The sequence below is a fragment of the Lactobacillus sp. UMNPBX19 genome, from assembly GCF_002553805.1.
Taxonomy (GTDB): Bacteria; Bacillota; Bacilli; order Lactobacillales; family Lactobacillaceae; genus Lactobacillus.
Genome location: NZ_PCYR01000046.1, coordinates 1 through 5,860, shown reverse-complemented (window position 1 = coordinate 5,860; position 5,860 = coordinate 1). Strand labels below are relative to the sequence as shown.

Genomic DNA, 5,860 nt, shown 5'->3' with positions numbered 1-5,860 from the left:
GGCTTACTTGCTGTTGCAGAACCTTCCTTGAACGTTCCCCATGCTTGGCCATTGTTACGTCCTACTAAGTAGCCGTATTCGTTATTAGCACGTGGTTGTCTTAACCATGTGTATTGACCAATTGTGCGGTAAGCATCATATTTAACTTCTGAATTAGCTGGTAATTCTGCAATTACTTTACTGTTAGTGCTTGCGCCGGTTCTCAAATTAATTGCTCCACCGGTTACAAAGACACCGTTTTGCTTAGTCCAATCACTGTTTACGTTAGTGTTTGTGCTGGGCTTTTGAGATGGTTGACTTGGCTTGTTAGTTGGTTGAGCTGGCTTATTAGTATTTGGTCTAGCAGGTGCTTGACTACTGCTTTGTCCGTTATTAGCATTTGAATTATTGGTATTAGCAGCGTTATTTGATGTGTTGTTATTAGTATTAGTCTTGTTTGAAAGAGGAACTACATTAACATTTCCATCAACATTTTGACCGCGCCAATTTTGCGTATATTGCCAGATAGCCACATTATCCATTGATGGGAAGTAGTTGAAGTCAGGATTGTCTTCACGACCATTAGTCTTATACTTAGCTACCCATAAGGCATTTGGATACTTTTCAGAAATCTTATTAGTATCAACCTTATTCTTTAATAACCATTCATTAGAATAAAGCATTGGATTGTATCCACCATCATGAACAGTATCCATGAAACTAGTGATTGCATTAGTATTAGCTGCAACACTGCCATTAGTATTATTGTTAACGTCTTGTTCCCAATCAGTTGCTAAATATGAGCCTTGTGGTAAACCAGCTTGTTGTGCTGAATTAACTGCATAGTTTCCTTCTTGAACTGCTCGATTGCTGTCAGAGCCAAAATGAGTGTAGTGGTAACCCATAGTCATCATATTATTTTGTTCAGCACTCTGGATTTGACCTTGAGCATTAGGATTTTGATAATTTGTACCTTCAGATACTTTAACGACAGCAAATTGTGCCCCAGATTTTGCTTGTTGATTCAAGTTTGTACTTTGCCAACTTGAAACATCTACACCTGCAGAACGTGCAGGCACATTATCAGTTGCGGCTTGTGCTACTTGATGAGTTTTAGTAACACCCATCGGATCTACAATTGCTAAAGCTGTCATAGCACTAGCACAAGCTAATGCACTAATAAATTTCTTATTTGTTGAACGCATTAAAAACTTCCTCCTCCAAAGAATTTTAATGAAACAATCTAATCTTTTATAAATTAACGAACTAGTACTGACTTGGCAGATATCCATTGGTTTCCACCAAGGTCGTACCAAGTTTGTCCGTTAACATTAGCTACACGGAAGTATCTCCAACTTGAACCGTCTTTCAAGAACTTACCTGAAATTTGATCTTGGCCTGGAACACGCCAAACTGGCACACCATAGTCTGGTTTAGAATTAATAGTCAATACACCAGATTTGGCAGTGACTTGTGCTTCTTGAGTAGTATATTTTGCCATAATCCATTTACCATTACTAATTTCATAATATAAGTTGCCGTCGGCATATTTTGAAGCTATAACTACGAACTCACTACCAACTTCAACTCGTTGGCCTAACTTTTGACCATCTGGACCTGATAATACTTGCGTAGTCTTAGTTACTTTAACTAAAACAGTAGATGCACTCTTTGGAGCAGTATTAGTACTAATCCATTGGGTACCATAGTTATTATTTGCAGCTGCTGTAGACACAGCGCTTTGGTAACTCTGTACTGGTGCAATATTTTCAACAACTGAAGCAGTTGGTTTTACAACAGTTTTAGCACTAGTAGTTACTGGAGCAGTCTTAACTTCCTTAACTTCAACTTCAACCTTCTTAGGCTTTACTACTGGAGCTTCAACTACTTTAGCTGACTCTTTAGTTGAAACTACCAGAGTGGTCTTAACAGCTGGAGTTGTTTCTTTTTTCACAGTTTCAATTGGTTTTACTACTGGAGTCTCAACCTTTTTAACTGTATTAGTCGTCTTGTTTTCAGTAGTCTTTACTACTGGGATAGCAGTCTTAGTTTCTTTATTTTCAGCTTTAGGAGCTTCAACTTTTACAGGGGTAGTCTTAGCTGGTTCAGCTTTAACAGCCTCTTTTTTAACTTCTTCTTTCTTAGCTGGAGTTGCTGCTAATGAAGTAGCTAATTGTTTAACTGGTTGAGCTGCCTTAGTTTCTGATTTAACCTTCAAAGTCGTAGTTTGGACTGGAGTTTTAACTTCTGCCACTTTCTTTGTTTCAACAGTGGCTGCTTTAACTGGAGCTGCAGGAGCTTGACTCTTAGCTTGTTGAGTTTGAACTACTGGAGTCTTAATTGGTTGGCTAGCTTGGTTGTTAGTAGTGGTTGTAGTTTGCTTATTACTATTATTAGTATTAGCAGTAGTGTTATTAGTAATTGGGCTAAATGCAAGTGCATTAATCCAGCCGTTACCAATAAATGCGCGCTTTACGCCGTTGTTATAAGTAATATACTTAGTAACATTTACGTTTTGACCAACTCTTGCAGTATCTACTTGTGTACCAACACTAGGATCAACTGGTGCACTCATAACTGGTGTTGTTTGTGCAACTGTACGATTTTCGTTAACAACTTGTGTAACGGGATCATATTTGTCAAAACCATTAGTTGCAATCACACTATTAAGCGTCTTAGCATAATTTGGATCAGTAGCGTATTTACCTTGTAAACCATTTTGAGTTGCTTGAGCATAGTTATTTGAGTTTTCTACCCAAGTACCAGAGTAATAATTACCCATTTGGTTACGTAATAAAGCACCATTATCTTCAAATGATTCAGTATATGATGGATACTTTCTAAATCTGGCATTAGTGGTGTAGTAACCACCATTACCGTATTCGCCAGTATTCATATTTACTGACTGACCGTTGTAAGAGCCTTTAATACCAAATAAGTTATTATTAGGTTCTTGAGCCAAACCTGATTGGCCCCAAGCTGATTCAACTGCTGCTTGAGCAAGCATAACTGAAGTATAAGTACCATACTTAGATGATGCGGTAGTAGCAGCTGGAATAGCTTTATCTAAAAATTCTTGTTGATAGGTTGCAGCTTGAACAGTACCTTCACCAGTTTTTAAAGGATTATCTGGTTTAAGGTTGTTGGTAACTGATATACCGGCAGTGGTTATAAGTGCCGCGGTAGCAATACCAGTGAATGTTCGTTTTTTCATCACTTAAACTCCCTCCAATTTACATACACCCTTTATTTTAGTTTGGCAAGTTGCCAGATACAACCGAACAAACATTCTGAAATAAAAAAGTAACATAAATTACATACTTTCATCTTAAAATAAAAGAGACTGGGAAAAAAGTCACTTTTTGACTAAATTTTGATAAAGCTCAAAAATAAAATCGTTGATCTATCAAGGTTTATGCAACCATGATTATCAACGATTTTTGTGATTTAAGAGTTTTTTCCCAGACTCTTTAAGAGTTTATTTAATAACTTAATCAAGTTTCTTATCTCAAAAAATATCGTCCTAATTCTTTTCACTATCATCAAACACAGAAGTAACTGTACGTTCAACATATTGAGCAGATAAAGGAGTCTGATATTGATCAACTTCTTCCTTTACAAATAAGTTAGCTTCACACATTTCGTTCATAGCATCCTTAACTTCATTTTCAGTCAAGTTTTCTGCTGCATCAGGTAAAGATAGATTTACTTTCTTATTTTTATCATTCTTAAATGTAAGTCTTAATGTTTTAGTAGTAGTCATTTTTTATTCCCCTAAATTTTCTTTATTTATGTGTTTGTCTTAAGCTTGAATATATGAATATGAAATTAGTCTAGCAGTTTTAATACCATCGTCTTTTTGTAACTCAGACATGGCATTTCCCACCTTCATTACTTCTTCAGCACTAGCTTGCTTCTTGACATTTTTTAAAATTCTACTTTTCTTACCCTTGCTATATTTTTCACCCGCAAAAGTAAATTGAACTGATTGATCTTTTAAAATAAATTCCATTTTTATACCTCTAAGTAATCAAACTGATAATTAATTTTTTGTAAGTCAGCATCGGTGAATTGCCTTACACTATTACTAACGATTTATCTCAAAAAATTGTGCCACTTTTTCAACAAATTTTTCATACGTGAATTTGGTATAATTTAAGTAAGATAAATTCATTTTTATAGGAGGAAAAAATGATGAAACGATCAAAACTCGGAGTTGCCATTACGGCATTCTTCATTACCTTTTTAGCAGTTGGATGTTCAAACACATCATCAAATAATTCATCTAATAGTGGTTTCGACAAGTACACCACCTATATGAATCAAGGAAAAGATGCTGCTTCTAGTCAAAAATATGAAACAGCTGAAGAAAAATTTGAAGATGCACATGATGTAAAAGCTACTTCTGAATCAAAAGCTTATGCAGATCAAGCTGGCGACATGAAGGATGCTCAAGAAGAAATTAGAGAATATGAATTTAAAGATGCCTTAGGTGAATTAGATAAAGCAGCCAACAAGACTAATGGCTACTCAGTAATGACTAAACAAGCTTCTAAACTCTACAAGACAATTGACAAGGTTCAAGATCATATCACTAATGATATTAACCCATTATACAAACAGGCTAAACTAAGCTACAGAGATGGTGACTACCAAGTAGCGGTTAAATCTTGCGACCAAATTTTAGATTTACCTTACATCAACAGTAAGTATTATAAGAAGGTAAAGAAGAACGTTAAACATTTACGCAAAGTTGCTAATGCAAAATTAAATGGCGAAAATGTTAACGATGACATTGACACTGATAACTTAGATGCTAATGATGACGATGAAGTTACTACTTCAAACAAGCAAACTCCTAACTCAAAATCTAGCTCATCAAACAGTAATAATACTGACAACAACACTAATTCTAACTCTAACAATAGTTCAAGCAATTCAAATAGTTCAAACTCTCAAGACAATAGTGCTGCAAGCCAAAAATCTAGTGCAACAAGCTCAAGCAGCAACACTGCAGCTAATAACAACAATTCAAATACTAATTCTTCATCAACTTCAAGTAGCGATAGTATGATGATCGATGGTCAAACAGTTACTGGCAGAGTAATTTCTCAAACTCGTAATCAATTAAGTTCAATTGGTGTTGATACTAGTTCATGGTCTGACCAAAAAGTTGTTGACTTCATGAGATCAGCTGCTAATAGTGGCCATACTACAATTGATTCTTACACCAAACAAGATGTAGAAAACTTTAAATAAGCCCTATAAAATTTGCTTTTGATTGTAATTCAATGTAAGATTATATTGAATTTTTGTACAGCTAGACAGTAAAGGAGCTCTTAACTTTGACTGAAGACAAGAAGAACACCAAAGAAACTCAAGAAAAAGAAGAATTTGAAGTAGTTATGCCAGAGGCAAATCGTGTAGAAATGCCAGCTACTGAATTTAAAGAACAACCAGATTACTTAAAGACATTTGCTAACTTCTATATTTCAAAATTTGACGAAAGCGATCTTGAAATTATGGATGTTTACGATGGTAATCATGATGTTATTGAAATTAATACATACTTAACTAACAATATGGCTTTCAGCCGTCAAAATTTAGTTAAACACGTATTAAATATCCATGCAAATCGCTTCTTGGATATGCTTAACAACATCCAAAAGCAAACTGGTGTAGATCCACAAAATATGAAAACTTACGAAGATTGGGAAAAATGGTACACTGATCGTCGTAACGAAATTAAGCAAACTCTTTCATAAAAAAATCACAAATTATTAGTTGCATATTGAATCCTAAAGGAACAAAATAGTGCTGATAAAAGTGTCTGGGAAAAAACTAATTCCTAAGACATGAAAAAAGAACGATGATTTCCTTT

At 35.0% G+C, this 5,860-nt stretch carries 6 protein-coding genes; 2 read left to right on the top strand and 4 right to left on the bottom strand.

Going from position 1 to position 5,860, the window contains the following annotated elements; genetic code table 11:
- From CP370_RS08800 to CP370_RS08785, 4 genes are all read right to left on the bottom strand, one after another.
- A partial coding sequence (locus CP370_RS08800; RefSeq protein ID WP_098046675.1) for a GH25 family lysozyme occupies positions 1–1,184 on the bottom strand: 1,184 nt, incomplete at its 3' end.
- 53 nt (positions 1,185–1,237) lie between these two features.
- Complete coding sequence (locus CP370_RS08795; RefSeq protein WP_087713357.1) at positions 1,238–3,193, bottom strand: glycoside hydrolase family 73 protein; 1,956 nt, start codon at positions 3,191–3,193, stop codon at positions 1,238–1,240.
- Between the two features lie 309 nt (positions 3,194–3,502).
- On the bottom strand, positions 3,503–3,742 hold the full coding sequence (locus CP370_RS08790; RefSeq protein WP_087284484.1) for a DUF2922 domain-containing protein: 240 nt from the start codon (positions 3,740–3,742) through the stop codon (positions 3,503–3,505).
- 39 nt (positions 3,743–3,781) lie between these two features.
- Positions 3,782–3,991, bottom strand: coding sequence for a hypothetical protein (locus CP370_RS08785; protein WP_087713358.1), 210 nt, complete (start codon positions 3,989–3,991; stop codon positions 3,782–3,784).
- 182 nt (positions 3,992–4,173) lie between these two features.
- Between CP370_RS08785 and CP370_RS08780 the strand changes: the two genes are divergently transcribed.
- Positions 4,174–5,238: a hypothetical protein gene (locus CP370_RS08780; protein WP_041822213.1), complete on the top strand. Its 1,065-nt coding sequence runs from the start codon at positions 4,174–4,176 to the stop codon at positions 5,236–5,238.
- Positions 5,239–5,324: 86 nt separating this feature from the next.
- The gene (locus CP370_RS08775) at positions 5,325–5,744 is read left to right on the top strand and encodes a hypothetical protein (protein ID WP_012845527.1); all 420 of its coding nucleotides are present in this window, start codon (positions 5,325–5,327) and stop codon (positions 5,742–5,744) included.
- Positions 5,745–5,860 lie beyond the last annotated feature (116 nt).

Coding starts and splice junctions, on each gene's coding strand:
- CP370_RS08795 (WP_087713357.1), bottom strand. CDS start 3,193: ATGAAAAAACGAACATTCACTGGTATTGCTACCGCGGCACTTATAACC.
- CP370_RS08790 (WP_087284484.1), bottom strand. CDS start 3,742: ATGACTACTACTAAAACATTAAGACTTACATTTAAGAATGATAAAAAT.
- CP370_RS08785 (WP_087713358.1), bottom strand. CDS start 3,991: ATGGAATTTATTTTAAAAGATCAATCAGTTCAATTTACTTTTGCGGGT.
- CP370_RS08780 (WP_041822213.1), top strand. CDS start 4,174: ATGAAACGATCAAAACTCGGAGTTGCCATTACGGCATTCTTCATTACC.